Annotated in this window: 19 protein-coding genes; 5 read left to right on the top strand and 14 right to left on the bottom strand. The window is 72.3% G+C overall.

Features of this window, described 5'->3' with window-relative positions; genetic code table 11:
• Positions 1-278 precede the first annotated feature (278 nt).
• Entirely contained in the window at positions 279-3,089 is a 2,811-nt protein-coding gene (locus tag EV567_RS21530) for a fibronectin type III domain-containing protein (protein ID WP_130442518.1), read from the top strand.
• A 91-nt stretch (positions 3,090-3,180) separates the two neighbouring features.
• Here the strand turns inward: EV567_RS21530 and EV567_RS21525 are convergent, their stop codons facing one another.
• Positions 3,181-4,338 carry an acyl-CoA dehydrogenase gene (locus EV567_RS21525; RefSeq protein WP_130442516.1) on the bottom strand — a complete coding sequence of 386 codons (1,158 nt, stop codon included), beginning with the start codon at positions 4,336-4,338 and terminating at the stop codon, positions 3,181-3,183.
• A 201-nt stretch (positions 4,339-4,539) separates the two neighbouring features.
• Between EV567_RS21525 and EV567_RS21520 the strand changes: the two genes are divergently transcribed.
• Positions 4,540-5,883 (top strand): UDP-glucose/GDP-mannose dehydrogenase family protein, encoded by a 1,344-nt coding sequence (locus EV567_RS21520; RefSeq protein WP_130442514.1) that lies wholly within the window; start codon positions 4,540-4,542, stop codon positions 5,881-5,883.
• Between the two features lie 178 nt (positions 5,884-6,061).
• Here EV567_RS21520 and EV567_RS21515 read toward each other — a convergent pair whose 3' ends face one another.
• From EV567_RS21515 to EV567_RS21505, 3 genes are read right to left on the bottom strand one after another with little or no spacing between them, the layout of a single operon-like run.
• The gene (locus tag EV567_RS21515) at positions 6,062-7,240 is read right to left on the bottom strand and encodes a dipeptidase (RefSeq protein WP_130442512.1); all 1,179 of its coding nucleotides are present in this window, start codon (positions 7,238-7,240) and stop codon (positions 6,062-6,064) included.
• A 5-nt stretch (positions 7,241-7,245) separates the two neighbouring features.
• Positions 7,246-7,770 carry a 5-(carboxyamino)imidazole ribonucleotide mutase gene (gene purE / locus EV567_RS21510; RefSeq protein ID WP_130442510.1) on the bottom strand — a complete coding sequence of 175 codons (525 nt, stop codon included), beginning with the start codon at positions 7,768-7,770 and terminating at the stop codon, positions 7,246-7,248.
• Positions 7,767-8,906 (bottom strand): 5-(carboxyamino)imidazole ribonucleotide synthase, encoded by a 1,140-nt coding sequence (locus EV567_RS21505; protein WP_130442508.1) that lies wholly within the window; start codon positions 8,904-8,906, stop codon positions 7,767-7,769. The genes purE and EV567_RS21505 overlap by 4 nt, the downstream gene beginning before the upstream one ends.
• A 220-nt stretch (positions 8,907-9,126) precedes the next feature.
• Between EV567_RS21505 and EV567_RS21500 the strand changes: the two genes are divergently transcribed.
• Entirely contained in the window at positions 9,127-9,675 is a 549-nt protein-coding gene (locus EV567_RS21500; RefSeq protein ID WP_130442506.1) for a GtrA family protein, read from the top strand.
• A 142-nt stretch (positions 9,676-9,817) separates the two neighbouring features.
• On the opposite strand, the gene EV567_RS21495 is transcribed toward EV567_RS21500, so the two are convergent.
• Positions 9,818-11,092, bottom strand: a complete 1,275-nt coding sequence (locus EV567_RS21495; RefSeq protein ID WP_130442504.1) for an ATP-binding protein — start codon at positions 11,090-11,092, stop codon at positions 9,818-9,820.
• A gap of 61 nt (positions 11,093-11,153) precedes the next feature.
• Positions 11,154-11,831: a response regulator transcription factor gene (locus tag EV567_RS21490; RefSeq protein ID WP_130442502.1), complete on the bottom strand. Its 678-nt coding sequence runs from the start codon at positions 11,829-11,831 to the stop codon at positions 11,154-11,156.
• A 448-nt stretch (positions 11,832-12,279) separates the two neighbouring features.
• Between EV567_RS21490 and EV567_RS21485 the strand changes: the two genes are divergently transcribed.
• Positions 12,280-13,776: an oligopeptide:H+ symporter gene (locus tag EV567_RS21485; RefSeq protein ID WP_130442500.1), complete on the top strand. Its 1,497-nt coding sequence runs from the start codon at positions 12,280-12,282 to the stop codon at positions 13,774-13,776.
• A 60-nt stretch (positions 13,777-13,836) separates the two neighbouring features.
• On the opposite strand, the gene EV567_RS21480 is transcribed toward EV567_RS21485, so the two are convergent.
• From EV567_RS21480 to EV567_RS21460, 5 genes are all read right to left on the bottom strand, one after another.
• A complete protein-coding gene (locus tag EV567_RS21480) occupies positions 13,837-15,108 on the bottom strand; it encodes a hypothetical protein (protein WP_242620945.1) in 1,272 nt (423 codons plus the stop codon).
• A 98-nt stretch (positions 15,109-15,206) separates the two neighbouring features.
• Positions 15,207-16,454 (bottom strand): hypothetical protein, encoded by a 1,248-nt coding sequence (locus tag EV567_RS21475; RefSeq protein WP_242620937.1) that lies wholly within the window; start codon positions 16,452-16,454, stop codon positions 15,207-15,209.
• A gap of 41 nt (positions 16,455-16,495) precedes the next feature.
• Positions 16,496-17,242, bottom strand: a complete 747-nt coding sequence (locus tag EV567_RS21470; RefSeq protein WP_207228819.1) for a peptidase — start codon at positions 17,240-17,242, stop codon at positions 16,496-16,498.
• Positions 17,243-17,846: 604 nt separating this feature from the next.
• Positions 17,847-18,329, bottom strand: a complete 483-nt coding sequence (locus EV567_RS21465) for an ATP-binding protein (protein ID WP_130442496.1) — start codon at positions 18,327-18,329, stop codon at positions 17,847-17,849.
• A gap of 430 nt (positions 18,330-18,759) precedes the next feature.
• Positions 18,760-19,137, bottom strand: coding sequence for an STAS domain-containing protein (locus EV567_RS21460; protein WP_130442494.1), 378 nt, complete (start codon positions 19,135-19,137; stop codon positions 18,760-18,762).
• 248 nt (positions 19,138-19,385) lie between these two features.
• Between EV567_RS21460 and EV567_RS21455 the strand changes: the two genes are divergently transcribed.
• Complete coding sequence (locus tag EV567_RS21455) at positions 19,386-20,291, top strand: RNA polymerase sigma factor SigF (RefSeq protein ID WP_207228818.1); 906 nt, start codon at positions 19,386-19,388, stop codon at positions 20,289-20,291.
• A 153-nt stretch (positions 20,292-20,444) separates the two neighbouring features.
• Here EV567_RS21455 and hutI read toward each other — a convergent pair whose 3' ends face one another.
• Genes hutI through EV567_RS21440 form a run of 3 tightly spaced genes read right to left on the bottom strand, consistent with a single transcriptional unit; the run spans position 20,445 to position 24,306 of the window.
• Complete coding sequence (hutI, locus tag EV567_RS21450) at positions 20,445-21,740, bottom strand: imidazolonepropionase (protein ID WP_130442490.1); 1,296 nt, start codon at positions 21,738-21,740, stop codon at positions 20,445-20,447.
• Positions 21,737-23,101 carry a formimidoylglutamate deiminase gene (locus EV567_RS21445; protein WP_130442488.1) on the bottom strand — a complete coding sequence of 455 codons (1,365 nt, stop codon included), beginning with the start codon at positions 23,099-23,101 and terminating at the stop codon, positions 21,737-21,739. The genes hutI and EV567_RS21445 overlap by 4 nt, the downstream gene beginning before the upstream one ends.
• Entirely contained in the window at positions 23,098-24,306 is a 1,209-nt protein-coding gene (locus tag EV567_RS21440) for an allantoate amidohydrolase (protein WP_130442677.1), read from the bottom strand. The genes EV567_RS21445 and EV567_RS21440 overlap by 4 nt, the downstream gene beginning before the upstream one ends.
• Between the last annotated feature and the right edge of the window lie 17 nt (positions 24,307-24,323).

Genomic DNA, 24,323 nt, shown 5'->3' with positions numbered 1-24,323 from the left:
ACGCCTTGTCAGCCCACCCTGCCATCGGGGCCCTGGCGCCTCCTCGGTCCGAGCGCGCCCGGTGCTGCCCTCTTTCTTGCGCTCAGGCTCGTTGTGGGGCGGCCCGCTCTCGCGGAAAGATCGCCGGCGTTGCCGATCCAGGACCCGCGGCCGGGCGCGACGCCCGTGGGAAGCGCTGCTTCACGCGCCTGCCGGAGTCCGCCCTCAAGGAATGCGAAGGGAGCGCCGACGTGCGCACTTCAGGAGTGTTACGCAAGAGACGCGGGGCGCGACGCTCCGTGAGTGACGGATTACTGGTTCTGCTGGTCTCACTGGCGCTGATGTTCACCACGGCCGCCGAGCCCGCCGCGGCCCAGGGCCCCGAGGCCGCGCCGGCCAAGGCGTGCGCCACACATGCCACTTCCTTCACCGCCGATTCCGGCGACGGCGGGCCCGTGACCCTGCGCATGGGCTGCGCGCAGGACGCCGGGGCCCTTCGCCCGCTCGCGAAGAGCGACGACGACCTCGTCATGGCCTTCGATTTCCACGTGCCGGAACGCCGCCAGCAGACCCGCGACCTGATCAGGACGCTGGTCGAGGACACGCAGGCCGACCAGCGCGCGGGAATGAGCCTGGCGGAGTCGTTCACCAAGCGCGCCCAGCGCGACAGCGTCGGGGTTTACCCGCCCCAGGGAGGAGGCCCCGACTTCGACGGGCAGGTGCACGCCGTCGACGACAGCATCGTGCTGATCGCCCCGGCGGGCGACATCGGCACCGCGGCGAACTGGTGGCAGAAGTGGATCGCCGCCGGCGTCTCTCTGGGCATCACCATCGCGTCCTCGGCGGTGTGCCTGCTCGCCTTCAACGTGGGTGCGCCCGCGGCCGCCCCGGTGTGCGGAGCCGTGGGCGGCGCGCTCGGCTCGCTCGTCGGCGAGCTGATGAACGCCTATTTCGACGGAAGGTCGCTCGGCGACGCCGAGGTCTGGAAGGAGGCGTTGGCCGTCGCGATGTGGGGCGCGGTCGGCGGGGCCTTCGCCGGACAGCTGATGAACTGGGCCGCTGCCGGCACCACCTCCCTGATCACGCGGATCCAGGTCTCCCTGCGGCACTTCGCCACCAGGATCAAGGCCTTCGGCAACGTGCTCACGTTCATGGCCGGCAGCATGGAGGGGATGGGGCCGAAGCTTCTGGAGGCCCTCGAACGGCTACGGGGGATCGGCGGGACCGCCACGCCCCTGCGGGTGATGGTCGTGGGCGACTCCATGTCCCAGGGCGACGAGGGCGACTGGACCTGGCGCTACCGGTTGTGGCAGTGGTTCAGGAGCCAGCACGTCGAGGTCGACTTCGTCGGCCCGTACAGGGGGACCAAGAACCATCCCGACCCGGTCGGTCCCGCCGTGCCGCCGCTCCAGGGCGAGCCCCCCACCCAACCCTCCGTCGAGAACCCGCCCGTCTCGGGCCGGTACGCCGCCGGGGTGGACCAGGACTTCGACAGCGACCACTTCGCGGTCTGGGGGCGCCAGGCGGCCCAGGACAAGAAGCTGATCGGCTCGATGGTCACGCAGTACAAGCCCGATCTGCTGCTCGTCGGCCTCGGGTTCAATGACATGGGGTGGTTCGTCAGCGGCGCCCAGGGCACGCTCGACAGCGTGAAGACCCTGGTCGACAACGCGCGGGCCGCCAAACCCGACCTGCGGTTCGCCGTGGCCGACGTTCCCCAGCGGTCCGCCATCGGGGGCCGTGAGGACCTGCCCGTCACGACCGCCGCGTACAACGACATGCTCGCCAGGGCGATCCCGTCCTGGAGCACCCCCACCTCCCGGGTGGAGCCGGTCGACTGGGCGGGCTCGTACGACTGCGCCCCCAAGGCGTGTCCGGCGGCGTACGACGGTCTGCACCCCAACGCCCTGGGCGAGTTCCAGATCGCGCGGGCCTTCGAGCAGACCCTGCACCGGCGCTTCGGGATCGGGAGCTTCGTGCCCGACGTTCCCCGCACGGTCCCGGCCCGGCCGACGCCCGCCGTGTCCGGTCTCGTCGCCGAGGCCGTTCCCAGCGGGATCAGGGTGACCTGGAAGCCGGTCTTCGGCGCCCACGGCTACACCGTCCGCAGCCGGATCGCGGGCAACGCCGTGTGGAGCGAGCTGCCGGTCGCGACGAACCGTTTCGACACGACCTGGACCATGGACGGCTGGAAGTGGGAGTACCAGGTCCGCACCGACAACGGTGACGACGGCACGTCCTCGTGGTCCCCGACGGTCAGCGCGGTCGCGGACCCCAGGACCGCGGCCCCGCCCGAGAAGATCGTCACCCGTGCCACCGCCACGGGCGTCGACGTGTCCTGGGACGCCCCGAAGGGCCCGCACACGGACACGATCGACCGCTACGAGATCATCCTCTGGGACAAGGACACCCCCGGCGCGTTCTTCCGGAGCACGGCGGTCAAGGGGAGGTCGGCGCACGTCGACGGTCTGGAACCCGGCCACCACTACCTCGTCGCGGTGGCCACCTGGAACCGGGCGGGCGGCGGCATGCCCGGCGTGGCCCGCTCGGTCACCGTCGGTATGGGCACACCGCCCAGGCCGACGGACCTGAAGGTCAGGGCCGTCGATCCCACGACCGTCCAGCTGGACTGGAAGGGTTCGAAGGAGGCCGCCGGATACCGGGTCTGGGTACGGAACGTCACCGAGGGCGGCGCCTTCACGTCCGACGAGTACGTCACCGAGGACACCGGCCGGGGCATCGCCTTCCTGTTCCCCGGCTACTGGAACTTCGAGTTCTGCGTGACCGCGATCAACGGCGCGGCCGAGTCCGGCAGGTCGGACTGCGTCTCCCTTCCGGGCCCGCCGCCGTCGGATCCGAACACGGGTGGCGGCCCGCCGCCGTCGGATCCGAACACGGGTGGCGGCCCGCCGCCGTCGGATCCGAACACGGGTAGCGGCCCGCCGCCGTCGGATCCGAACACGGGTGGCGGCCCGCCGCCGTCGACCAGGCTCCCGGCGTCGACCGCGTCGATCCTGGAGAAGGGCGCGGCGGAGCTGGACGCGGCCCTGCGGGACGACCGGCGCGCCCGCTCGACGGCGGGTGACCTCGCCGCCGTACCGGCGGGCTGACAACGACGACAGCCCCCGGCAGTGCGCCGGGGGCTGTGCTGTCTGCGCGGGTCAGTGGCCGTTCTCGGTCCGGCGCCTGCCCAGGATCGCGCTAGGGCAGGTTCCTCGCCATCACGATCCGCTGGACCTGATTCGTGCCCTCGTAGATCTGCGTGATCTTCGCGTCGCGCATCATGCGCTCGACCGGGTAGTCGCGGGTGTAGCCGTAGCCGCCGAGGAGCTGGACGGCGTCGGTGGTGACCTCCATCGCGACGTCCGAGGCGAAGCACTTGGCGGCCGCGCCCTGGAAGGTGAGGTCGCTGTCGCCCCGCTCGGACTTGGCGGCGGCCGCGTAGGTCAGCTGGCGGGCGGCCTCGATCTTCATGGCCATGTCGGCCAGCATGAACTGGATGCCCTGGAAGTCGGCGATGGGCCTGCCGAACTGCTTGCGCTCCTGGACGTAGCCCTTGGCGTAGTCGAACGCGCCCTGGGCGACGCCGAGGGCCTGGGCGGCGATGGTGATGCGGGTGTGGTCCAGGGTCGCCATGGCGGTGGCGAAGCCGGTGCCCTCTTCGCCGATCATGCGGTCCGCGGGGATGCGAACGTTGTCGAAGTAGACCTCGCGGGTCGGGGAGCCCTTGATGCCGAGCTTCTTCTCCGGGGCGCCGAAGGAGACGCCCGGGTCGGACTTCTCGACGACGAAGGCGGAGATGCCCTTGGAGCGCTTGGTCGGGTCGGTGACCGCCATGACCGTGTAGTACTCGGAGACGCCCGCGTTGGTGATCCAGCGCTTCACGCCGTTGAGGATCCAGTGGTCGCCGTCACGGACCGCCTTGGTCTTCATGCCGGCCGCGTCCGAGCCCGCCTCCGGCTCGGAGAGGCAGTACGAGAACATGGCGTCGCCCTTGGCCAGCGGCGAGAGGTACTTCTTCTTCAGGTCCTCGGAGCCGGAGAGGATCACCGGCAGGGAGCCCAGCTTGTTCACCGCCGGGATGAGGGAGGAGGACACGCACGCGCGGGCCACCTCCTCGATGACGATGACCGTGGCGAGGGCGTCGGCGCCCGCGCCCCCGTACTCCTCGGGCACGTGCACCGCGTGCAGGTCGTTCGCGACCAGCGCGTCGAGGGCCTCCTGCGGGAAGCGGGCCTCCTCGTCCACCGCGGCGGCGAACGGGGCGATCTTCGCCTCGGCCAGTGAGCGGACGACGTCGCGGAGCATGGCGTGCTCCTCCGACGGGCGGTACAGGTCGAAGTCAGCCGATCCGGCCAAGGTCTCTCACGCTCCACGAAGCTGGGGTGATCTCGCTAATTACCGTTAAGTAACCCGAATTTTAGTGGCCCGCCCGTGCTGCTGGACACGTGAGCTTGGCGACAAGGCGGCCCCGGCTGCGTTCTGCCCGGTCCGAGGGCCCGGTACGCCCCGACTATGCTCGTTGCGCGTCCGGTCCCCCCTCGCTTCAGGAGCACGTACATGGCCCTCAAGATCACCGTGATCGGCACCGGTTATCTCGGCGCCACGCACGCCGCGGCCATGGCGGAACTGGGCTTCGAGGTGCTCGCCCTCGACATCGTGCGCGAGAAGATCGAGATGCTGGAGCGGGGCGAGACCCCGATGTACGAGCCGGGGCTCCAGGAGCTGCTGCGCCGGCACGTCGCCGGGTTCGAGGGGTCCACCGGGCGGCTGCGCTTCACCCAGGACTACGCCGAGGCCGGCGCCTTCGGCGATGTGCACTTCGTCTGCGTGAACACCCCGCAGAAGCACGGCGAGTACGCCTGCGACATGTCCTACGTCGAGTCGGCGATCGCCTCCCTCGCGCCGCACCTGCACGGGCCCGCCCTGGTCGTCGGCAAGTCGACCGTGCCGGTGGGCTCCGCCGACCGGCTGGCCGCGACCGTCGCCCGGCTGGCGCCCGCCGGCGAGGACGCCGAACTGGCGTGGAACCCGGAGTTCCTGCGGGAGGGCTTCGCCGTCCAGGACACGCTGCACCCGGACCGGATCGTCGTCGGGGTGCGCAGCGAGCGGGCCGAGAAGCTGCTGCGCGAGGTGTACGCGGGCCCGGTCGCGGAGGGCACGCCGTTCCTGGTGACCGACTTCCCGACCGCCGAGCTGGTGAAGACGTCGGCGAACTCCTTCCTCGCCACCAAGATCTCCTTCATCAACGCGATGGCGGAGGTGTGCGAGGCGGCGGGCGGCGACGTGGCCAAGCTGGCGGAGGCGATCGGTCACGACGACCGGATCGGCAAGAAGTTCCTGCGGGCCGGCATCGGCTTCGGCGGGGGCTGTCTGCCCAAGGACATCCGCGCGTTCATGGCCCGCGCCGGTGAGCTGGGGGCCGACCAGGCGCTCACCTTCCTGCGCGAGATCGACTCGATCAACATGCGCCAGCGCGGTCAGATGGTCGAGCTGGCGCGGGAGGCGCTCGGCGGGGGGCCCTTCCTCGGCCGCCGGGTCGCCGTGCTCGGCGCGACGTTCAAGCCCGACTCGGACGACGTGCGGGACTCGCCGGCGCTGAACGTCGCCGGACAGATCCACCTCCAGGGCGGCCAGGTCACGGTGTACGACCCGAAGGGCATGGAGAACGCCCGCAGGGTCTTCCCGACGCTGGGCTACGCCGAGACGGCGCTGGAGGCGGTGCGGGGGGCCGACATCGTGCTGCATCTCACCGAGTGGCGGGAGTTCCGCGAGCTGGACCCGGCGGCGCTGGGCGAGGCGGCGGCGGCCCGGCTGATCCTCGACGGACGCAACGCGCTCGACCCGGAGCTGTGGCGCAAGGCCGGCTGGACGTACCGGGCGATGGGCCGCCCGACCGCCTGACGGCACACCGTCCGACGAGCGACACCGCCCGGGCCGACGTACCGCGCGGGCGACGCCGGTTCGGCCGAGGCTCAGTCGGCCGAACCGGCGTCTGGCTGCATTCTGCCGTATGCGGGCGGCGCGTGCGGGGTGAAGCCCGGCGCGGGAGGCCGGAAAAGAAAGGGCTTCCCGGCCCGTCTCAGCCGTCCAGTCGGTCGATGGTGGCGTGGGAGGGCGCCCGTGTGGCGCGCAGATCGCGGGCCACGTCCTCCGCCGCGCCGAGGACTCGGACGGCGTTCTGCCAGGTCAGCTTGGCCAGGTCGGGCTTGGACCAGCCGCGCTCCAGCAGCTCCGCGATCAGGTTCGGGTAGCCGGAGACGTCGCTGAGGCCCTCGGGCGTGAACGCCGTGCCGTCGTAGTCGCCGCCGATGCCGAGGTGGTCGATGCCGGCGACCTCGCGCATGTGGTCCAGGTGGTCGGCGACCGTGGAGACCGTGGCGACGGGTCGCGGGGTGCGCTGCTCGAAGGCGCGGTGCACCTTCATCGCCTCGGCGGTGGTGTCGAGGTGGTGGAAGCCGTGGGCGCGCATGTTGTCGTCGGCGGCGGCCGTCCAGTCGACGGCGGCCTGCAGGACGAACTTCGGCACGAACGTCACCATCGCCATGCCGCCGTTGGCGGGGAGGCGTTCGAGGACGTCGTCGGGGATGTTGCGGGGGTGGTCGCAGACCGCGCGCGAGGAGGAGTGGGAGAAGATCACCGGCGCGGACGAGGCGTCCAGCGCGTCGCGCATGGTCGTCGCCGCCGCGTGGGAGAGGTCGACGAGCATGCCGAGCCGGTTCATCTCCCGTACGACCTCGCGGCCGAACGCGGTCAGGCCGCCGGCCTTGGGCACGTCGGTCGCGGAGTCGGCCCAGTCCACGTTGTCGTTGTGGGTGAGGGTCATGTAGCGCACGCCGAGGGCGTACAGGCCGCGCAGGGTGCCCAGGGAGTTGGCGATGGAGTGACCGCCCTCCGCGCCCATGAGGGAGGCGATCCGGCCCTCGGCGCGGGCCGCCTCCATGTCGGCGGCGGTCAGTGCGGCCCGGAGGTGCTCGGGGTGGCGGTCGACGAGCCGCCGTACGCAGTCGATCTGCTCCAGCGTGGCCGGGACCGCGTCGGGCAGGTCGGAGCGCACGTACACCGACCAGTACTGCGCGCCGACGCCGCCCTCGCGCAGCCGGGGCAGGTCGGTGTGCAGGTGGGCGCGCTGGTCGCCGGCGATGTCCCGGGCGTCGAGGTCGTAGGACACCTGCTCGCGCAGGGCCCACGGCAGGTCGTTGTGCCCGTCGACGACCGGGAACTCGCGCAGCAGTTCCCGGGCGGTGTCCGCGGTGCTCACGGGCGTCACTTCCCGAAGCCGAAGCCGCTGCCGGAGCCCTCGACCTTGTTGCGCAGGCGTTTGCCCTTCTCGGTGGCCTGGTCGTTCAGGTCCTGCTGGAAGTCGCGCATACGGGCGAGGAGGTCCTCGTCGTGCGTGGCGAGGATGCGGGCGGCGAGCAGGCCGGCGTTGCGGGCGCCGGCGACCGAGACGGTGGCGACGGGGACGCCGGCCGGCATCTGCACGATGGACAGCAGGGAGTCCATGCCGTCGAGGTACTTCAGCGGCACGGGGACGCCGATGACGGGCAGCGGGGTGACGGAGGCGAGCATGCCGGGCAGGTGGGCGGCGCCGCCGGCGCCCGCGATGATCGCCTTGAGTCCGCGGTCTGCGGCCTGCTCGCCGTACGTGATCATCTCGCGGGGCATGCGGTGCGCGGAGACGACGTCGACCTCGTACGCGATCTCGAACTCGTCGAGGGCCTTGGCGGCGGCCTCCATGACGGGCCAGTCGGAGTCGGACCCCATGACGATGCCTACAACCGGGCTCATTCGCTGATCGTGCCTCTCAGGTAGCCGGCAGCGTGACGGGCGCGTTCCAGCACGTCGTCGAGGTCGTCGCCGTAAGTGTTGACGTGGCCGACCTTGCGTCCGGGCTTCACGTCCTTGCCGTACATGTGGATCTTGAGCTGGGGGTCGCGGGCCATGCAGTGCAGGTACGCGGAGTACATGTCGGGGAAGTCGCCGCCGAGGACGTTGACCATGACGGTCCACTCGGCGCGCGGGCGCGGGTCGCCGAGCGGGAGGTCGAGGACGGCACGGACGTGGTTGGCGAACTGGCTGGTGATCGCGCCGTCCATGGACCAGTGGCCGGAGTTGTGGGGGCGCATGGCCAGTTCGTTGACGAGGATGCGGCCGTCGCGGGTCTGGAACAGCTCCACGGCGAGGTGGCCGACGACGCCGAGTTCCTTGGCGATGGTCAGGGCCATCTCCTCGGCCTTGAGGGCGAGGCCCTCGTCGAGGCCGGGTGCGGGGGCGATGACGGTGTCGCAGACGCCGCCCACCTGCTGGGACTCGACGACGGGGTAGGCGACGGCCTGGCCGTGCGGGGAGCGGACGACGTTGGCGGCGAGTTCGCGGACGTAGTCGACCTTCTCCTCGGCGAGGACGGGGACGCCGGCGCGGAAGGGGTCCTCGGCCTCCTCCGCGGAGTCGACCACCCACACGCCCTTGCCGTCGTAGCCGCCGCGGACGGTCTTGAGGACGACGGGGAAGCCGTCCCCCTCGGCCGCGAAGGCCGCCACGTCCGCCGGGTCGGCGACGATGCGGTGCCGGGGGCAGGGCACGCCGATGGCGCTGAGTCTCGCGCGCATCACCCCCTTGTCCTGGGCGTGCACGAGCGCGTCGGGGCCGGGGCGCACGGGGATGCCGTCCGCCTCCAGTGCCCGCAGATGCTCGGTGGGGACATGTTCGTGATCGAAGGTGATCACATCGCAGCCCCGCGCGAACTCGCGCAGCGTGTCCAGGTCGCGGTAGTCGCCGATGACGACATCGCTCACCACCTGGGCCGCGGAATCCTGGGGGGTGTCACTGAGGAGCTTGAACCTGATGCCCAACGGAATGCCCGCCTCGTGTGTCATACGAGCGAGCTGACCTCCGCCGACCATGCCGACTACCGGGAACGTCACGCCCCTAGGGTATCGGCCACGTGCGACGGCCGGATTCCGCGCCTCCCGAACGCGGCCCGACCGCTTCTTTCCGGCCTCTTACCCGTCGCTTCCCGGCGTCTTTCCGGCTTCTTGCCGCGGTGAGCGGGGCCGGTGAGCGGCACCACAGGAAACCTGGAGGTGGGGTGGTTAGCATGGCGGGGTTGACGACACCGACACCCGGACGGGGGCCTGTACGACCATGGGACATGGTTCCTCGGGGGGAGGACGGCTGCGACGACTCGTCCGCGAGTTCGCCAAGTTCGGCGCGGTGGGCGGGGCGGGGCTTCTCGTCGATCTCGGTGTGTTCAACCTCGTCCGGCACGTCACCGATCTCCAGGTGGTGCGGGCCAGCGTCATATCGACCGTGGTCGCCATCGCCTTCAACTACGTCGGTTTCCGCTACTTCACCTACCGCGACCGGGATCTGGACAAGAGCGGGCGCACGCGGGAGATGACCCTGTTCCTGCTGTTCAGTGTGGTGGGGATGGTCATCCAGAACGGTCTGCTGTACGTCGCGACGTACGGTTTCGGGTGGAACAGCCCGCTGCAGAACAACGTGTTCAAGTTCGTCGGTATCGGCATCGCCACGCTGTTCCGGTTCTGGTCGTACCGGACGTGGGTGTTCCGGGCGATGCCCGATCAGGGGGCCGTCGAGGAGGCCCCGTCGCAGCTCGCGGAGGAGCCGGACGACCGGTCGCTGCTCGCGGAGGGCTCGCGCGAGCAGCAGGCGAGGCAGCGGGTCGGCTGAGCGGGGGGCGTTCGCGGCAGCCAGGTCATTTCGCCGCCGGGTCGGTTCGCCGCCGGGTCGTCGTGGGCGGTCGCGCAGTTCCCGCGCCCCTGCCCGGCGCTGCCTGACCCGGCACCCGTCCGGAACCCCCAGCCGTGCCCGGTCAGCGCACCGTGGGTTCGTCGTCCGTCGCGGGCCTCTTCGACGGGGCCGTGCGGGACAGGAACAGGCCGAAGACCGGGGGCTGGGCCTGGAGCATCTCCAGCCGGCCGCCGTCGGCCTCCGCCAGGTCACGGGCGACGGCGAGGCCGATGCCCGTGGAGTTGCGGCCACTGATGGCCCGCTCGAAGATCCGCGCGCCCAGGTCGGCGGGGACGCCCGAGCCCTCGTCGGTGACCTCGATGACGGCCTGGTTGCCGGTGACGCGGGTGCGCAGCGCGACGGTGCCGCCGCCGTGCATCAGGGAGTTCTCGATCAGGGCCGCGAGCACCTGGGCGACCGCGCCGGGTGTGCCGACCGCCCGCAGATGGCGTTTGCCGGAGCTGACGATGGCGCGGCCCGCGCTGCGGTAGGCGGGGCGCCACTCGGCGAGCTGCTGCTGGATGACCTCGTCGAGGTCGAAGGTGACGGCGGAGCCGGTGCGGGGGTCGCGTGAGTTGGTCAGCAGGCGTTCGACGACGTCCGTGAGGCGTTCCACCTGGGTGAGCGCGATCGTCGCCTCGTCCTTCACCGTGTCCGGGTCGTCGGTGAGGGTGATCTCCTCCAGGCGCATGGACAGGGCGGTGAGCGGGGTGCGCAGCTGGTGGGAGGCGTCGGCGGCGAGCCGGCGTTCGGCGGTGAGCATCCGGGCGATGCGTTCGGCGGAGGCGTCCAGCACGTCGGCGACGCGGTCCAGCTCGGGGACGCCGTAGCGCTTGTGGCGGGGCCGGGGGTCGCCGGAGCCGAGGCGTTCCGCGGTCTCGGCGAGGTCGGTGAGGGGGGAGGCGAGCCGGTTGGCCTGGCGGATGGCGAGGAGCACGGCGGCGATCACGGCGAGCAGCGCCACCAGCGCGATGATCAGGAACGTGCGGCCGACCTCACGCGTCACGGAGGAGCGCGGCTCCTCGACGACGACGCTCTCGCCCTCCTCGCCCCGCGCGTCGCCGCGGATGACGTCGCCGTCGGGCCGGGAGCCGACCTCGATGGCGGGTTTGCCGGGGATGCGGATCACCGCGTACCGCTCCTGGGTGAGCTGGCCGCTCAGGACCTCCGCGTCGACGCTCCCGGCACCGAGGAGCCGGCTGTCGACGATGCTGGCGAGCCGCGCCGCCTCCAGGTCCACGCGTTCCTGCGCGCTGTTGCTGATCGTGCGGGTCTCGACGATGACGAGGGAGACCCCGAACACGGCGATCACGACGAGCACGACGGCGAGGGTGGACTGGATCAGACGGCGACGCACGGGGCCCTCCGGGCGGTGACTTCACGGGACGGGGTGCGGGTGCCCCGCCCCGGCGGGGCGTTCAGCTCTTCTCGAACCGGAAGCCCACGCCCCGCACGGTGGCGATGTACCGGGGGTTCGCCGCGTCGTCGCCGAGCTTCTTGCGCAGCCAGGAGATGTGCATGTCGAGGGTCTTGGTGGACGACCACCAGGTGGTGTCCCACACCTCGCGCATCAGCTGGTCCCGGGTGACCACGCGCCCGGCGTCCCGCACCAGCACCCGCAGCAGGTCGAACTCCTTGGCGGTGAGCTGGAGCTCCTCGTCGCCCATCCAGGCGCGGTGCGACTCGACGTCGATGCGCACGCCGTGGGTGGCGGGCGGCTGCTGGGGTTCGGTGGAGCCGCGCCGCAGCAGGGCCCGGACCCGGGCGAGCAGCTCGGCGAGGCGGAAGGGCTTGGTGACGTAGTCGTCGGCGCCCGCGTCCAGGCCGACGACGGTGTCCACCTCGTCGGCGCGGGCGGTGAGGATGAGGATGGGGATGGCGTGGCCCTCGGCCCGCAGTCTGCGCGCCACCTCCAGGCCGTCCATGCCGGGCAGACCGAGGTCCAGCACGACCAGGTCGACGCCGCCCTGTATGCCGGCGTCCAGCGCGGACGGTCCGTCCTCACGCACCTCGACCTCGTACCCTTCCCGGCGCAGGGCACGGGCCAGCGGCTCCGAGATGGACGCGTCGTCCTCGGCGAGCAGTACTCGGGTCATGTGCAGATGGTAGTCCGCGGGCGGCAGGGCCAGAGGTGTGACGGTGGCCCCGGATTCTTACTCAGGGACATCTCCGGGACGACCCCTACAAGCCGGACAGCCGCCGCCGGGCTCCCCTCCCCCGGTCGGCCGCAGTTGGTACGGACCTGGGGTCGAGGGATGCCATCCTGGGATGGACCTTGGAATACCCGCTCACGGTTCCTTTCTCACCTGTGATCCGTGTCTCAAGTCCTTCCATATCCGGCAGTGTGCTGCCGTATGGTGAAAGAACGCCTGTAGCACCGCGGGGACCTTTGGCACACATCAGACGCTGAAGGTCTCTTTTGTGTGCGGGCCGGCGGATGCCGGCCCTCCAAGGAATGACCTGTGGCGGACCGACGCCGGCGCCGGCCGCCCCAACCGGGCGCGTGACGCACCACGCATGCGTCCCGACCAGCAAGGAACGACCATGGCGTCCAGCCTGACGAAGGACTCGGCCCGCCCGGGCACCCCCGGCTCCGAGAAGACCTTCTTCGGCCACCCCCGCGGACTGGCCACTCTCTTCATGACCGAGATGTGGGAGCGTTTCTCCTACTACGGCATGAAGGCCCTGCTCCCGCTGTACCTGGTGGCCCCGGGCGGCCTTCATCTGAGCGCGGCGACCGCCACCGCGATCTACTCGGTATACCTGTCGCTCGTGTACCTGCTCGCCCTTCCCGGCGGCTGGTTCGCGGACCGCGTCCTCGGCCCCCGCAAGACCGTCGCCGTCGCCGGCGTCGTCATCATGCTGGGTCACCTCACCCTGGCCCTGCCCAGCGCCGGCACCTTCTACGCCGGTCTCGGCCTGGTCGCGATCGGCTCCGGTCTGCTGAAGGCCAACATCTCCACGATGGTCGGCCACCTCTACGACGGTCCGGACGACCCGCGCCGCGACGGCGGCTTCACGGTCTTCTACATCGGCATCAACCTCGGCGCGTTCGCCGCGCCGCTGGTCATCGGCACCGTCGGCGAGAACGTCAACTGGCACCTGGGCTTCGCGCTCGCCGCGCTCGGCATGGCGCTGGGCCTCGTCCAGTTCCTCCTCGGCAGCCGCCACCTGGACGCCCGCTCCGACGTCGTCCCGACGCCGATGTCCGCCGAGGAGAAGGCGGCCACGCTGCGCAAGTCCGCGCTGTGGGCGGCCGTCGCGCTCGTGTTCTACGCGGTCGTCGGCTTCTCCGGCCACTACACGCTGAACTGGCTGCTGGTCCCGATCACGCTGGCCGGTCTGATCATCCCGGTGGCGGTCATCGCCCGCATCAAGCGGGACAAGGAACTCGACCGCGCCGAGCAGTCGAAGATGTCGGCGTACATCTGGTTCTTCGTGGCCGCGGCCGTCTTCTGGATGATCTACGACCAGGGCGGTTCCACGGTCTCGCTGTTCGCCGACTCCTCGGCCGACAACAGCGTCCTCGGCTGGGAGTTCCCGGTCTCCTGGTACCAGTCGGTCAACCCCATCATGATCATGGCACTCGCCCCGGTGTTCGCCTGGGCGTGGCTGGCCCTCGCCCGGCGCGGCAAGGAGCCGAGCACCGCGGTGAAGTTCTCCATGGGCCTGGTCCTGATCGGCGCGTCGTTCTTCCTCTTCCTCGCCCCGCTGGGGATCGCCGACGGCGGTCACAAGGCGGCCGCGATGTGGCTGGTCGGCATCTACTTCCTGCAGACCGTCGGCGAGCTGACGCTGTCCCCGGTCGGCCTGTCAGTCACCACGAAGATGGCGCCCGCCAAGTACGCCTCCCAGATGATGGGCGTCTGGTTCCTGGCCGTCACCGCCGGCGACGCCACGACCGGTCTGCTGTCCATCGCCGGCGTCGACCTCAACAAGACGGGCATCGTGGCCCTGGAGGCCGTGCTCGCCGTCGTGGCCGGCGTGGCGGTGTGGATGTACCGCAAGCGCGTGAAGGAGCTCATGGGCGACGTCAACTGACGTCCCGCAGCTCTGTCGAGGGCCGCTCCCGCACTCGGCGGGGGCGGCCCTCGCCGCGTCTCAGCGGGTGCGCCGGCGGCCCGGCAGGTACGTGAAGACCGCGGCGCCCAGCAGGACGGCCGTGCCCGCGACGAGACCGAGGGCCTTCAGGGTCGCGTGGTCGCCGGCGCCCGTCTCGGCGAGGCCGCCGGTGGTGGAGGCGCCGCCCGCCGTGGACGACGAGGAGCCGCTGCCGCCGGTCGCACCGCTCGCGCCGCTCGCCTGCTCGGTGGTGTCGAGGGTGAGCGAGACAGTCGTGCTGTCCGGCGTGCACGTGGTTCTGGTGCCGAGGGCGTCGATGGTCAGGACGCCCGGCGAGAGGGTGGCCTCACCGGTGGCGCCCGGTTTGTAGACGCCGGTCAGGTCGGGGATCTCGATCGGGGCGCCCTGTTTGATCGGCGCGGCGTTCTTCGGCCCCTCCACGGCGACCGAGCCCTTGTCTGCCCCGCCGAGCACCACCTGCATGGCGGGCTTCACCGAGTTCGCCGGGATGTCGATCGGACTGTCCATCACCGACTTCTTGAACTGCACGGTGAGGTCGTAACTCCCCCCGTTCTTCCTCGCGTTGATCTGCACGGGCGAGGTCGCCTTCTTCTGCCCGATGGGCGACTGGCAGGTGTAGGGGACGTTCACCACCTTGCCGGTGAAGTCGGTCCGCCCGCCGCTTCCCCCGGAGGGCGAGGGCGAGGCCGGCGTGGACGCGGGCGGGGACGGTGAGGCGGACTTGGTCGGGGTGTGGCTCGGCGTCCCGGTGTGCGACGGCTCGCCCGTGCCGCCGGACGAACTCCCGCTCCCGGCGGTCACGGTGATGGTCGCCGCGGGCTGCACCTGCTGGGTGGGCGCGCAACTGGTGTCCGTCGACAGGGCGTTGACGACGTACGCGTCCGGCGTGAGCGTGACCTGTCCCGCCGTCGTCAGTTTGAGGGAGCCCTTCATGGCGGACAGGACCATCGCGCCGCCCTTGGGGACGGGCGGGTTCTCCCGCGGCCCCCGCATCGCGATGTCCGCGTTCTGCGCGCCGGCCGCCTTGAGGGTGCCCGACGGCTGGACCGAGTCGGCCGGCAGGTCGATGATGTCGGGGTTCTTGGACGCGGCCTGCGTGAACGTCCAGACGACGTCGACGGTGTCGCCGACCTTCGCCGTGGCGGGCGCGGTGATCTCGACCTTGGTGGTGCCGTCGACCGGGGGCAGGCCGATGCCCGAGGGCGGGATGCAGCGGGTGGCGTAGGAGACCTCGGCGGCCTGCGCCGGCGGGGCGGCCACGCCCAGCAGCACGGCGACCCCGCCGGTCAGGACGGCGGCCGCCGCGACGGCGGCCCGGCGCCGCACGGACGGCGCGGTTCCCGGCCCTACGGGTCCCGCCGGTCCCGGTACGGCTCTGTCGCGCTCTCTCACGGGGGTCCCTTTCTGCCGGGCGTCGTCGGACTCGTCGGGTGGTCGTCGTCGTGCGGTGCGCCGGGCCCGCCCGCCGCGCCCGGACCGGCGTCCGGGGCGAACCACGGCAGGGCCGGGGCGCGCGCGGGCGGCTGTTCGGCGGTGGCGGCCCGGTCGCGCCACAGCGGGCGAGGGAAGCCGGTGCCGAGCCTTCCCGGAGGCCACGCGGACGGGGCCGCAGGGGAGCGCGGTCCGACGCCGTCCGTCCCGGCCGTCCCACGGCGTCGCCGTACGGCCGTGGACGCGCTGCGGCGCACACTCCCCGGGCGGGGCCGCACCCGGTTCACCACCGCCATGCCCACGCGGAACAGGGCGGCCGGCACGACGAGGCAGAGCAGGACCCAGAACACGGTCACACCCCAGGGCCGGCCCACGCTCCAGGGCTGCTCGTCCAGGACCTTCCCGCCGTATCTCAGCGAGACGGTGTAGTCGCCGTGGGCGCCGGCGGCGAGTTCGACGGGGATCTCGACGCGGGCCTTGCCGCCGGGGGCGACGGTGCCCCGCCACTGCCGTTCGTCCCACTGCGGCGCGAACACGCCGTGGGCGGTGCCGATCTCGAAGACGGGGTCCTTCACTGTCCCGACGCCGGCGTTGCCGACGGTGAACGTCAGAGTGCGGTCGGGAGGCGCGCCGAACCAGGTGAGCAGCCCGTCGGAGCCCTCCAGCAGGGGGTCGGTGAGGACCGTCAGGCGTCCCTTGCCCGTTTCGGCGGGCAGCGGCCGCACGGGGTGCCCGGCCACCTGGAGGGCGGCGTCGGCCTGGGCCTTCGCCCCGGTGGTGGTGGCCACGTGCACCGCGCAGGGGCACGGCGCGGGCGGCGCGGCCACCGGCAGCGCGCGGCTGAACCGGCCGTCGGCGTCGGTGGTGACGGCCCGGCCGTCGGCGTTGGCGCAGGAGTTGGTGCCGCCGAGGACGCCCCTGGCCGGGGTGGCCTGTCCGCAGATCAGCAGCGTCAGCAGTGCGTGCGGCCGCCAGCCGCCGCCGGTCACGGTGAGGGAGCCGCCCGCACCCGCCTGGGGCACCGACAGCCGCACGGTGGGCTGTCCGGTCGCTGCGGCCGCTTCGGCCCGGGCGGGCGGAAGCGGGGAGGCCAGCAGCAGGGCCAGCGCCAGGGCGGCCAGGGCCGGCACCGTGCGCTGCGGCGTGCGGCGCGGTGTGTGCGGCTCGCCGTTCACGCCGGCTCGCCCTCCGTCTTCGTACGGCATCGGCGGCTCCAACGGTCGTACGGGGGCACGTGCGCGTGGGATCAGGGGGTGCGGGTCCGCCGGGTCAGCCAGAGGGCGCCCGCCGCGCCCGTGAGGAGGACGGTGCCGCCGAGGGTGGCGAGGGCGATCGCGGAGTCCTCGGGGCCGGTCTGCGGGAGGGAGCCGCCGCCCGTCGATCCGCCGCCGGTGCTGCCTCCGCCCGTGCTTCCGCCGCCTGTGCTTCCGCCGCCTGTGCTGCCTCCGCCTGTGCTTCCGCCGCCTGTCGATCCGCCGCCGTCCTTCGCCGTCACGTCGAGGGTGAGCGCCGGCGGGGGGCTGTTGGTGGGGGTGCAGGTGGTGGTCGTGCCGAGGGCTTTGATGGTGAGCACCCCGGGCGTGAAGGTGACCTTGCCGGTCTTCTTCGGGGTGTACGTGCCGCTCAGGTCGTTGATCTTGATGGGGGTCTCGGCGGGGATCGCCGCCTGGTTGGCGGGCCCGGTGACGGTCATCGTGCCGCTGTCGGCGCCGCCCAGTCTGATCGTGGCGCTCGGGTTCATCGCGCCCTTGCCCAGCTCGACGGGGCTCGATGAGACGCCCTTCTGCCAGGACATGGTGATCTTGTAGGCGCCGCCGCTCGCCACGCCCTTGATGTCGATGGGTGAGAGGGCGCTCTTGTCGCCGATGGGCGTCTTGCAGGCGTAGTTGACGTCCACGACCTGGGCGCTGGCCGCGGGGGCGGCCGCCCACACCGCCGGGCCGGCCAGAGCCGCGACAGTCGCGAGCGCGGCGGTTCGCTTCCGGTACGACACGGTCCCCTCATTCCCGACAGGCGCTCGTCGTTCGTCTCCCGCCATTTACTGACGGTGCATCAGACAGGGCCGTCAAGGTACGCCGGGCACCGTGAGGAAGGAAGGGGAGGAACACACCGGAGTTACGCCCGCCCCACGCGAGCGCACGAGGGGCGTGACATGACGGAGCCGCGGGCGGGGGCGGCCCATGTAACGGCCCGGGGCCGCGAGCCGGGGCGCTTCCCGTAACGGCCCGAGACGGCGGGCGGGGGCGGACGGCCCGGGACCCCGGCGGGGGTCGCCTCCCGTTACGGCCTGGGACCCCGGCAGGGGTCGCCTCCCGCGTCGGCGTGGGACGGCGGGCGAGGGCGCTTCCCGTAGCGACCCGGGACCGTGGGCGAGGGCGGACGGCCCCGGACTCCGGCGGGGGTCGCCTCCCGCGTCGGCGCGGGACGGCGGGCGTGGGCGCTTCCCGCAACCGCCCGGGACCGCGGGCAGGGGCGGACGGCCCGGTGCCCCGTCGGGAGTCGCCTCCCACGCCGGCCAGAGACGGCGGGCGGGGGCCTCCCGCGCCGTGGGGCTCGTGCCGGCGCTCGTCCGGAGGGGCGGGCGCCGGGCGGGTTGATCAGGCCGGGGCGCCCAGTTCCGCCCAGACCGTCTTGCCGGCGACGCCGGGCGCGCGCACGACTCCCCAGTCCAGGCACAGGCGCTGGACGATGAACATGCCGTGGCCGCCGGGGCGGCCGGCGCGGTGCGGAGTGCGGGGGGCCGGCTGACCCGTGCCGCGGTCGGAGACCTCGACGCGGATCACCTTGTTGTCGCAGCCGATCAGCAGCTCCTCGGGCCCCTCGGCATGAAGGCAGGCGTTGGTGACCAGTTCGGAGACGACGAGCAGCACGTCCTCGGCGGCCGCCCGCTGGTCGGCGGTGGCGGCGGGCAGCCAGCCCCAGGCGTACAGCGCCTGGCGGGCGAAGTCCCGCGCCATCGGGACGACCCCGCTCGCGCCGTCGAAGCTCAGCCTGCGGACCTCGCGGCCCGTCGACGCCCCGGAAGCGCCGCTGGGCTCAGGGCCGCGGTCGCCCGGCGAGCAAGGCCGGGTGGTGCTCATCAGCGCTTCACCTCACCGATTCACCAATACATGGTTCACACGATTCACTTCACTCACGCGGTTCACACGACTCACATGGCCCCCATGAATCACACGGACGACAGGGCCCGTATGACTCACGCGGTCTCCGACTTCGAGCGTGCAGGAACCAGTACACACGCTCAGCAGCCGCCGCACGGTCGGTCTGCGCATCCCGCCCCCGTCCCCTTCTCGTACCGTTGCCGCCTACATCCACGTTCAGGATGTCTCCTGCCCGACGGAACCGGCGGAACACCCCCTGTTCGCCCGGAGGTGACCCGGCCCGTCCCTCACACGGCGCCGAGACGCACGGAACGGCACCCGATCGGCCGGTCGTGCGAACCCCCGGGAGGCGGCCGGAACCGGGCCCGAGCCGCCGTCGACGACCTCGGACCGCCCCGCCGCGGGCGGGTCAGCCGTCCCCGTCGGCGAGGGCCGCCTCGACCGTGTCGTGCACGGTGAAGACGGCGTCCGCGCCGGTGATCTCGAAGACTCTGGCCACCACGGGCAGCATGCCCGCGAGGTGCACCCCGCCGCCGGCGGCCTCCGCCTTCAGGCGGGCGCCGAGCAGGACGTTGAGCCCCGTGGAGTCGCAGAACTCCAGCCTCGAGCAGTCCACCACCAGCCGGCTGACACCCTTGGCGAGGCAGTCGTCGAGTGGCTCCCGCAACAATTCGGCCGTGTGGTGATCCAACTCACCGGCCGGGGTCACGACGGCGCTGGAGCCCTCTTCCCGCACCTCCACCAGAAGTCGGCCAGACTGTGCGCTGCCGACCGTCCCGTGGTCCATGCCGTGTCTCTCCCGAGGTCGTGACTGCTACCTGACGCCCTCGAACACTACGCCTTCGATACGCACTCCAACAGCCGAACAATCACCCACAAACGGACATAACCGACCAGATCGCACTTGCGATCGGTCGAGTAAAGCCGATAGGGCTAGAGGAGCACGTATCCGACACGGCCGGCTTTGGAGGCGCCGCACACCGCAGTGCACGCACAGGCTTCGGCAGCCGTATGCCGAGAACGATGGAGGACATCATGTCACCCCGGCTCGACGCACCGCATACCCCCAACGCGACGTCGACACTCCTTCCGGATGGTCCGGATTCCCTCGCGCCGGGTCTGGAACCCGCCGACGCGCTCGCCGGACTCCCGGAGATCCCCCCGTACGACGAGGTGGGCGCCGTCGACGCACGCGCCCTGTCCAAGACCCTCTTCGAGCGCCTCGAGTCGCTGGAGGAAGGGACGCACGAGTACGCGTACGTCCGCAACACCCTCGTCGAACTGAACCTCGCGCTGGTCAAGTTCGCCGCCTCCCGCTTCCGCTCCCGCAGCGAGCCCATGGAGGACATCATCCAGGTCGGCACGATCGGCCTGATCAAGGCGATCGACCGCTTCGAGCTCAGCCGGGGTGTGGAGTTCCCCACCTTCGCGATGCCAACCATCGTCGGCGAGATCAAGCGCTTCTTCCGGGACACCTCGTGGTCCGTGCGCGTGCCGCGCCGGCTTCAGGAGCTGCGGCTGGACCTGGCCAAGGCCGGCGACGAACTGTCCCAGAAGCTCGACCGCGCCCCCACGGTGGCTGAGCTGGCGGAGCGCCTCGGCATCTCCAACGACCAGGTCGTCGAGGGCATGGCCGCCTCCAACGCCTACACCGCCGCCTCGCTGGACGCCCAGCCCGAGGAGGACGACACCGAGGGCGCCCTCGCGGACCGCATCGGCTACGAGGACCACGGCATCGAGGGCATCGAGTACGTCGAGTCCCTGAAGCCGCTGATCGCCGAGCTGGCGCCCCGCGACCGCCAGATCCTCTCCCTGCGTTTCGTGGCCGGTCTGACCCAGTCGGAGATCGGCGAGGAGCTCGGCATCTCGCAGATGCACGTCTCCCGGCTGCTCTCGCGCACCCTGGTCAAGCTCCGCAAGGGCCTGACCGTGGAGGAGTGACCTCCTCCTGACCGCGGCGGAGCGACCTCCCCGCGCGTCGCTCACCTCCCCGCATGCCTGTGCCCGGGACGTCCCACGAGGGACGGCCCGGGCACAGCCGCGTTCACGGGCCGCCGCGCAAGGCGCGCCTCACCGGGCGCGACGAAGGGCGCCTCAGGCCACGCGGGCGCCTCGGCGCCAGACCTGGGAGGCCAGCGGCACTCCCGGACGGTAGGCCAGGTGGACGTGGCTGGGGGCGTCGAGCAGGACAAGGTCGGCGTAGGCGCCGGGCGTGAGGCGGCCCACATCCGTGCGGCGCAGCGCCGCCGCTCCGCCGGCCGTGGCCGACCAGAGGGCCTCGTCCGGGGTCATCCGCATGTCCCGCACGGCGAGCGCGATGCAGAAGGGCACGGACGAGGTGAACGACGAGCCCGGGTTGCAGTCCGTGGAGAGGGCCACGGTGACGCCGGCGTCCAGGAGACGGCGGGCGTCCGGCCAGGCGGCGCGGGTGGAGAACTCGGCGCCGGGCAGGAGTGTGGCGACGGTGTCGCCGGCGGCGAGCGCGTCCACGTCGGCGTCGGTCAGATGGGTGCAGTGGTCGGCGCTGGCCGCGTCGAGCTCCACGGCGAGCTGCACGCCGGGGCCGTACGTGAGCTGGTTGGCGTGGACGCGGGGGTGCAGTCCCCTGGCCTTGCCGGCGGTGAGGATCGCGCGGGCCTGGTCGCCGTCGAAGGCCCCCTTCTCGCAGAACACGTCGATCCAGCGGGCGTGCGGGGCGCACGCGTCGAGCATCTCGCCGGTGACGAGGGCGACGTAGGCGGCCGGGTCGTCGGCGTGCTCGGGGGAGACGACGTGGGCGCCGAGGTAGGTGACCTCGTCGGTGTGGCGGGCGGCGAGGCGCAGGGCGCGGGCCTCGTCCTCGACGGTCAGGCCGTAGCCCGACTTCGTCTCGAAGGTCGTCGTGCCCTGACGGAGCGCCTCGGCGAGATGGCGGGTGAGGTTCGCCTCCAGTTCCGCGTCGGTGGCGGCGCGGGTGGCGGCGACGGTGGTGCGGATGCCGCCGGCCGTGTAGGGGTGGCCGGACATGCGGGCGTTGAACTCCTCGGTGCGGTCGCCCGCGAAGACGAGGTGGGAGTGGGAGTCCACGAAGCCGGGGATCACCGCCCGCCCGCCGGCGTCGACCCGATTGTCAGTGGCGGGTGCTTTGCTTGATTCACCGGTCCACACGACACGGTCGCCTTCGATGACGACGGCCGCGTCCTGGATCAGTCCGAGGGGAGAACTGTCACTCAGGGAGGGGTCGTTGGTGACCAGGGCGGCGATGTTGGTGATGAGCGTGCTCGCGGTGCTCGCGGAGTGGGCGGGGCTGACGGTCGTCGCGTTGCTCATGGCGTCCTTGCTGGCCTGGTCGGCGGTGGGGTGGGGGTCGGGGGCGGAAGCGGAGCGCGGGAGCGGTCGGCGGGGCGTCATCCGCGCAGGGCTGCGACGGCGTCCGCGAGGGCCCGCGGCACATCCGGCACAAGACGGTGCACCCCGTCGCGCACGATGTGCCGCCCCGCCACGACCGTGTGCGTCACATCCGCTGCCGACGCGGCGAATACGGCCGTCTCGGCCCCGAGTCGCGGAAGCGGCCCTGCCGTCCTGACCGAGTCGAGGGCGATCGTCGTGAAGTCGGCCGCCGCCCCCGCCTCCAGCGTGCCCGCGTCGTCGCGGCCCAGGGCCGCGTGACCGTCGGCTGAGGCGGCGCGCAGCAGGGCGGCGGCGGTCCAGTGGCCTCGGGTGCGGGTGCGGAGGCGCTCGTTCAGCTCCATCGCGCGGGCCTCTTCGAGCAGGTCGATCACGGCGTGGCTGTCGGAGCCGAGGGAGAGCGGCGAGCCCGCTTTCTGCAGGGCGGCGGCCGGGCCGATGCCGTCGGCGAGGTCCCGTTCGGTGGTCGGGCACATGCAGGTGCCGGTGCCGGAGCGGCCCAGGAGGGCGATGTCCTCGTCGGTGAGGTGGGTGTTGTGGACCCCGGTGGTGCGCGGGCCGAGGACGCCGTGCTCGGCGAGGAGCCGGGTCGGCGTGCACCCGTGGGCCTCACGGCAGGCGTCGTTCTCGGCGGTCTGCTCGGACAGGTGCACGTGCAGCGGAGCCCCGCGCTCCTCGGCCCACCGGGCCACGGTCGCCAGCTGGTCGGCGGGCACGGCCCGTACGGAGTGGACGGCCGCACCGATCCGTGCGTGATCCCGTTCCTTGAGAAGTGAACAGCGTTCGGCCCAGGCGTCCGCGCTGCCGTCGCTGAAGCGGAGCTGGTGGGCGTTGGGCGGCTGTCCGAAGCCGGAGGAGAGGTAGACGGTGTCGAGGAGGGTGATGCGGATGCCGGCGTCGGCGGCGGCCTCGACGAGGGCCTCGCCCATCGCGTTCGGGTCGGCGTAGGGGGTGCCGCCGGGGGCGTGGTGGACGTAGTGGAACTCGCCGACGGCGGTGATGCCGGCGAGGGCCATCTCGGCGTACACCGCGCGGGCCAGGCGGTGGTAGGTCTCCGGGGTGAGCCGGTCGGCCACGGTGTACATGACCTCGCGCCAGGTCCAGAAGGTGCCGGAGCCGACCTGGACGGTGCCGCGCAGGGCGCGGTGGAAGGCGTGGCTGTGGGCGTTGGCCAGGCCGGGCAGGGTGAGGCCGCGCAGAACCTCCGCGCCGGGCGGCGGGGCGGGGGTGTCGGTGCGGACGGCGGTGATCCGGCCGTCCCGCGTCTGGAGGACGACGCCCGGCTCGACGCGCGTGTCGAGCCAGGCGTGCTCCAGCCAGTACGTCTTCGTCGGCTGTCCGGGGGTCGGCGGTGCGGGGGTCACGTGTGGGCCAGCCCTTCCAGTACGTCGGCGAGTGCGCGCACCCCGGCCACGCAGTCGTCCTCGGCGGCGAACTCGGCCGGGGAGTGCGAGACGCCCGTGGGGTTGCGCACGAACAGCATGGCGGTCGGGACGCTCCCCGAGAGGATCCCGGCGTCGTGTCCCGCGCCGGTGCCGAGGACGGGCACCTTGAGGTCGGGCTCCGCCTTCTCGCCGAGGATGCGGGCGAGTTCGTCGCGCAGGGCGTGGTCGAACTCGACGACGGGCGTGAACGACTCCCGGACGACGTCGAGGTCGACCCCGTGGGCGGCGGCGTGCTCCCGGGCCGCCTTCTCGACGCCGGCGAGCACCTGGTCCAGGCTCGTCTGGTCGGCGGCGCGGGAGTCGAGCCAGCCGCGCACCAGGGAGGGGATGGCGTTGACGCCGTTGGGCTCCACGGCGATCTTGCCGAAGGTGGCGACGGCTCCGGCGAGCCGCGCCTCGCGCCGGGCGGCGAGCACGGTCTCGGCGTACGGGAGCATCGGGTCGCGCCGGTCCGTCAGCCGGGTGGTGCCGGCGTGGTTGGCCTCGCCGCGGAAGTCGAAGCGCCAGCGTCCGTGCGGCCAGATGGCGGCGGCGATGCCGACCGGGTCACCGCTGAGGTCGAGGGCGCGGCCCTGCTCGACGTGGAGTTCGACGAACGCGCCGATGCGGGCGAGCCGCTCCGGGTCCGGTCCGATGGCGTCGGGGTCGTGACCGGCCGCCTCCATGGCGCGCGGGAGCGTGACGCCGTCGCCGTCGGTCAGCCGGTGGGCCTGCTCGACGCCGAGGTGCCCGGCGGCGAGCCGGGAGCCGACGCAGGCCAGCCCGAAGCGGGCGCCCTCCTCGTCGGCGAAGTTGACGATGGCGAGGGGCTTGTCCAACCGGGCGTTCCGGCCGCGCAGTTCGTCGAGCGCGGCGAAGGAGGACACGACGCCCAGGGGGCCGTCGAAGGCGCCGCCGTCGGGCACGGAGTCGAGGTGCGACCCGGTGACGACGGCGTCCCCGGCGGCGGGGTCGCCGAGCCAGGCCCACTGGTTGCCGTTGCGGTCGAGCTCGTACGTCAGTCCGCGCGCCTCGGCCTGCGCCCGGAACCAGGCCCGGCACTCGGCGTCGGCACCGGTCCAGGCGTAACGGCGGTAGCCGCCTGACGCGGGGTGCCGCCCGACGGCGGCCAGCTCCCGCCACATGTCCTGGAAGGAGGCGC

Source organism: Streptomyces sp. BK239 (assembly GCF_004217285.1).
Lineage (GTDB): Bacteria > Actinomycetota > Actinomycetes > Streptomycetales > Streptomycetaceae > Streptomyces.
This window is presented reverse-complemented; position numbering and strand designations above follow the sequence as displayed.

Bases quoted from the DNA above. Each gene is read 5' to 3' on its own strand.
- EV567_RS21520 (WP_130442514.1), top strand. From the start codon at position 4,540: ATGGCCCTCAAGATCACCGTGATCGGCACCGGTTATCTCGGCGCCACG.
- hutI (WP_130442490.1), bottom strand. From the start codon at position 21,740: ATGACGCCCCGCCGACCGCTCCCGCGCTCCGCTTCCGCCCCCGACCCC.
- EV567_RS21455 (WP_207228818.1), top strand. From the start codon at position 19,386: ATGTCACCCCGGCTCGACGCACCGCATACCCCCAACGCGACGTCGACA.
- EV567_RS21440 (WP_130442677.1), bottom strand. From the start codon at position 24,306: ATGTGGCGGGAGCTGGCCGCCGTCGGGCGGCACCCCGCGTCAGGCGGC.
- purE (WP_130442510.1), bottom strand. From the start codon at position 7,770: ATGAGCCCGGTTGTAGGCATCGTCATGGGGTCCGACTCCGACTGGCCC.
- EV567_RS21460 (WP_130442494.1), bottom strand. From the start codon at position 19,137: ATGGACCACGGGACGGTCGGCAGCGCACAGTCTGGCCGACTTCTGGTG.
- EV567_RS21465 (WP_130442496.1), bottom strand. From the start codon at position 18,329: ATGAGCACCACCCGGCCTTGCTCGCCGGGCGACCGCGGCCCTGAGCCC.
- EV567_RS21485 (WP_130442500.1), top strand. From the start codon at position 12,280: ATGGCGTCCAGCCTGACGAAGGACTCGGCCCGCCCGGGCACCCCCGGC.
- EV567_RS21500 (WP_130442506.1), top strand. From the start codon at position 9,127: ATGGGACATGGTTCCTCGGGGGGAGGACGGCTGCGACGACTCGTCCGC.
- EV567_RS21475 (WP_242620937.1), bottom strand. From the start codon at position 16,454: ATGCCGTACGAAGACGGAGGGCGAGCCGGCGTGAACGGCGAGCCGCAC.
- EV567_RS21490 (WP_130442502.1), bottom strand. From the start codon at position 11,831: ATGACCCGAGTACTGCTCGCCGAGGACGACGCGTCCATCTCGGAGCCG.